The following is a 4,776-nucleotide window of genomic DNA, read 5'->3' as shown; positions in this document are numbered from 1 at the left end:
GGAGCTAATTTAATGATTATTAAGATAATGAACTTAAAACCTGGTATTCGATCAAACGAGCCTTTTCTTTAGAATCTTGATAAGGAACGGCTTGTTTTTGATCATCCAAAGGAACTTGAGTTAAAGGTACACTAGGGTGTACCATAATTACAGCTCCTCGACCAGTTTTTTGATTATAGATCTTAGCATTTTTAAGCCAAAATTCTAGGAGGCTTTTAAATTGCTCAGGAGTAACATCATAGTTATAAACTCCAAGTAATTCTTTACGAAGAGAATATACTGAAGATCGAGCTTTTTTGGTGGCTAAGCGTAAAATTAAATTTTGTATTTTTGAAGCTCCGGCTAATTTAGTTTTATTGAGTTTGTGTACTCGATTTAAACTGCGAATCCAGATCTTATTTTGATCTAATCTGTGTTCTGCATAAAATTGGCGTAGAGCTTGAGCAAATAGAGGCAACATGTGTACATGTTGATGCCCATCAATAAAGTCAGGCCAACAGTCAAATAAATCTTCAAAAAGATAAAATTGACGTTCTATTTCTTCATAAATTTTTTGAATAAGTGCTTTGCTTTTTCCTTTACTATATACCACGTGGAGATATAGTGGATTTAAGAGCTTATGAATTGGCGTAATTAAGTCTTCATCTTGATGTGATGAAAGTTTCTCAGTAAAGTTTAGGTGTAAGCCTAGACTTAATTTATGGTCATGTTTTAAACGTAGGGCTTCTTCAATATAATCTAGAGTTAGATTAGGAGCATCTACAAGAACCGAAGCACAATTGATTTTCCCCTCTTTAGCAAGATTGATAGTTGCTTGATTAATCCCAGGGGTAAGTCCAAAGTCACTTACGCATATTTCTAAGTTATGTGAAGCTAAAAGTTGCTTAAAACTCGTGTCCATTGTTTTTATATTAGTAATTAAAGATAATTGTTTCTTTTATTTTATTATAAAGTTGGGGTTAGGTGTAATTTTTCTTTAGAATATTTATTTGAAACTTTACGCCTTTTTATCTAGTTATTTTTCTTGCTTTATAGGGTTTATTATGAATTAGTGTAGATTTTTATTTACTTGTGGTAAAATCAAAATAATAAAGATGTATCCAAAAGTAAGAGATGCAAATATATATTTATATAGAATAATTTAATTTAATAACTTAGAGCTAGATTAAAAAGTTACGTTAAATTTATATATCTACAATTAGGGAATTGATTTTATCAATGCAAATAGATTATCAGTATTTTGAACCTCTATTAGTGAAGTTAAACTACATGTCTACTGACGATATCGAAAAGTGTCGCCAAGCATATGCTGTAGCTTATGAAGGACATAACGGGCAATTTAGAAGTTCAGGAGAACCTTATATAACCCATCCTGTTGCGGTTGCAGGAATATTAGCGGATTTGTGTTTAGATGTTCCAGCGATTCAAGCGGCTCTACTTCATGACACTATAGAAGATACCAAGTTTCAACGTCCTGAATTATTGAAGTTATTTGGAACTATAGTTACAGATATAGTAGATGGAGTTTCTAAACTCGATAAATTAAAGTTCCGCACGAGAAAAGAAGCTGAAGTAGCTAACTTTAGAAAGATGATTTTAGCTATGACCAAAGATGTTCGTGTGGTCTTAATTAAGCTTGCCGACCGTACGCATAATATGCGTACTTTAGGATCATTACGTCCGGATAAGCAACGTCGTATTGCTCAAGAAACTATAGATATTTATTCAGCTTTGGCTTATCGCTTAGGGATTATGCATATTAAGAAAGAATTAGATAATCTTTCTTTCAGAGCTCTCTATCCTAATCGTTATCGTCTACTCAAAGAAGCTGCCGATAAAGCGTCAAATCTTCGTAAGAAACAAATTCTTCATGTACAAAATTCAATTGAAGAGGCTTTAAGAAATAATGGGATTAAAGCTGATGTGCAAATAGAACGTGTTCCTTTATATAATATCTATAAACGTATGCTTCATAAAAAGCAAAAGTTTAATTCGATCTTAGATATTTATCGCTTTATTTTAGTCACTAAAACGCAAGATGATTGTTATAGATCTTTAGGAATTGTACATAGTATTTTTAAACCTGTACCAGGAACTTTCCAAGATTTCATTGCTTTGCCAAAAACTAATGGTTATCAAACGTTAGTGACCGAGTTAATTAATGAGATAGGCGATCCAGTTGAGATCTTTATTCGTACAGAAGCAATGGATGAAGTAGCTGATTTAGGAATAGCTCAAACTCTAATGTATACGCCAAATAATAAAAATACTATTGGGCAACAACAAGTGCAAAAATGGTTAGAGTCATTAGCTGAATTACAACATTCATCGGTAAACTCTATTGAATTTAATAACTCGGTAAAAGAAGAAATTTTCCCAGAAGATATTTTTATCTTTACACCAAGAGGAAAAATTATTACTTTACCACAAAAGTCTACAGTATTAGACTTTGCTTACTATATCCATACAAATGTAGGAATTCATGCTGTAAGTGGTATTGTCGATGGGCAAGAGGTAGCTCTAAATCAAGTCCTACGTACTGGGCAAACCGTAGAAATAGTTACTGATCCTCAAGCTTATCCAACTGAGTTTTCTTTAACCTTAGTAAACTCGGCACGAGCTCGTGCAAGAATGCGTCTTGCTTTAAAAGAGCGTGAAATGGATAATTATATTGAAAAAGGTCATAGAGCTTTACAAGATTTATATCAAGGTAAGTCTTTAGCCTCTTTGGATAAGAAAGTAATTCAAAGAGCTTTAGAGTTCTTTAATTTAAAATCTTTAGATGATCTTTATGCAGAAATTTGCTTAGGGAATATAATTTCACCTGTAGCTAAGGCGGTAATTGACTCTTATTTAGATGACAATAAAGATTCAAATAATATCCTTGAACAATTACAAAATGGAACTTTAGTTTGTAATTTAACTTATGCTGACTTATTGGCGGTGAAACATCAGGTAGTTATAGATCCACAATCTTTTATCACTCCGGATGACCCTATAGTTCTCACCACAAATTTTGGTAATGGTCTATTAGTGCATCATCAAAACACTAATTTTATTCGTCAACGTAATTTAACTCCATATCAACATTGCTTAATAAAATGGGGAATAGAGGCATTACCTAATAGTGTGGTACATGTGCAATTACATTTAGAGACAAAAAATCAACAAGATCCTGAGAAATTTGTTGAACAGGTAGTAGAGTTAGTTAACACTTATCCTAAGCCAATTCTACGTGCGGTAATTGGGGTAAATCATCATGACCAAACTACTTATTTAAAATTAGAGCTTCATGTATCTAATGTAAATGAAATTCACAACTTTATTGATTATTTAAGTTCTCATTCTGATTTAATTAATATTTTCCGTTGGGATCGTGCTTATTCTCAAGGGCATATTGAAAGAGTTAAATAGTAATAAAGCTAAGAGTAATAATCAAGAACTCTCGTCAGTAAGGCGAGAGTTCTTGATTTATTAGTCAAAAAATTAAAATCTTAATTTTTAAGAGAAAATTAGCAAAGAAAAAGTATAAAAAATTAAACGCAAAAGATGAGGCTTAAGGTATAATATACCTGTGTCAAACCTGTAAATAATATTTTGTTTATTTACATAAAAGATAGCACATTTAGGAAAAAATATTAATTTTAGGAATCCCAATTAAAATAAGGAAAAATAATGTCAGATAATAACGATCGTAAAAAAAGTTTTGAAGCTGCGTTTAGCATGATTGAAAAGAAATACGGTAAAGGTTCTATTTTCCGTATGAGTGAATCTCCAGATTTAAATATTCCAACTATTTCAACCGGATCTTTAAGTCTAGATGTAGCTTTAGGGGTAGGTGGTTTACCTCAAGGTCGTATCGTGGAAATCTTTGGACCTGAATCTTCAGGTAAAACTACTGTTGCTTTATCAGTTGTAGCACAAGCACAAAAAAATGGTTTAAACTGTGCTTATATTGATGCTGAAAATGCGTTAGATCCATCTTATGCTAAACGCATTGGCGTAAATTTAGAAGATTTATTTATTTCTCAACCTGATAATGGTGAGCAAGCATTAGAGATAGTTGAAACTCTAGTGCGTTCAAACAGTTTAGATGTAGTGGTTATCGACTCAGTAGCAGCATTAACACCAAGAGCTGAGATTGAAGGAAATATGGGAGATAGCCATGTAGGTTTACAAGCTCGTTTAATGTCACAAGCTTTACGTAAACTAACCGGTGCAGTAAAACAATCTAAATGTTTAGTAATTTTTATTAACCAGATTCGTATGAAAATCGGGGTAATGTTCGGTAACCCTGAAACCACTACTGGTGGTAATGCTTTACGTTTCTATGCTTCAGTACGTTTAGATATTCGTCGTACGGCACAAGTAAAAGATAAAGAGAATGTGGTGGCAAATACCACTCGTGTTAAAGTAGTTAAAAATAAAGTAGCTCCTCCATTCCGTGAAGCAATTTTTGATATAGTTTTTAATAAAGGGATCAACAAAGCGGGTGAGATTATCGATCTTGGAGCGACTCATGGCTTTATTGAAAAAGCTGGTGCTTGGTACTCTTACGAAGGACAAAAAATCGGTCAAGGGAAAGCTAAAGCAATTGAATGGTTAGAAGCTAATCAAGAAATTTCAGATCTCTTAGAACAAAAAATTAAAGACAAATTATTACAAAGTAATGATTTGTTAACTGTTGGTGGTGATGATACTCAAGTTGATGAGCTAACAGATCTTGCTGACGAATTATTTTAATGCTATATAAGCATATAATAAATATATTAGAGG

Annotated in this window: 3 protein-coding genes; 2 read left to right on the top strand and 1 reads right to left on the bottom strand. The window is 32.5% G+C overall.

Features of this window, described 5'->3' with window-relative positions:
• Positions 1–19 precede the first annotated feature (19 nt).
• A complete protein-coding gene (locus tag CKF59_RS05795; protein WP_119535013.1) occupies positions 20–901 on the bottom strand; it encodes a ChbG/HpnK family deacetylase in 882 nt (293 codons plus the stop codon).
• Positions 902–1,218: 317 nt separating this feature from the next.
• Here CKF59_RS05795 and CKF59_RS05790 point away from each other — a divergent pair, with 317 nt between their 5' ends.
• Positions 1,219–3,414, top strand: a complete 2,196-nt coding sequence (locus tag CKF59_RS05790; RefSeq protein ID WP_119535012.1) for a RelA/SpoT family protein — start codon at positions 1,219–1,221, stop codon at positions 3,412–3,414.
• 261 nt (positions 3,415–3,675) lie between these two features.
• On the top strand, positions 3,676–4,743 hold the full coding sequence (gene recA / locus CKF59_RS05785; RefSeq protein WP_119535011.1) for a recombinase RecA: 1,068 nt from the start codon (positions 3,676–3,678) through the stop codon (positions 4,741–4,743).
• Positions 4,744–4,776 lie beyond the last annotated feature (33 nt).

Source organism: Psittacicella gerlachiana (assembly GCF_003585965.1).
GTDB lineage: Bacteria > Pseudomonadota > Gammaproteobacteria > Enterobacterales > Psittacicellaceae > Psittacicella > Psittacicella gerlachiana.
The sequence above is the reverse complement of the archived record's forward strand: the minus strand, read 5'-3'. Positions and strand labels throughout refer to the sequence as shown.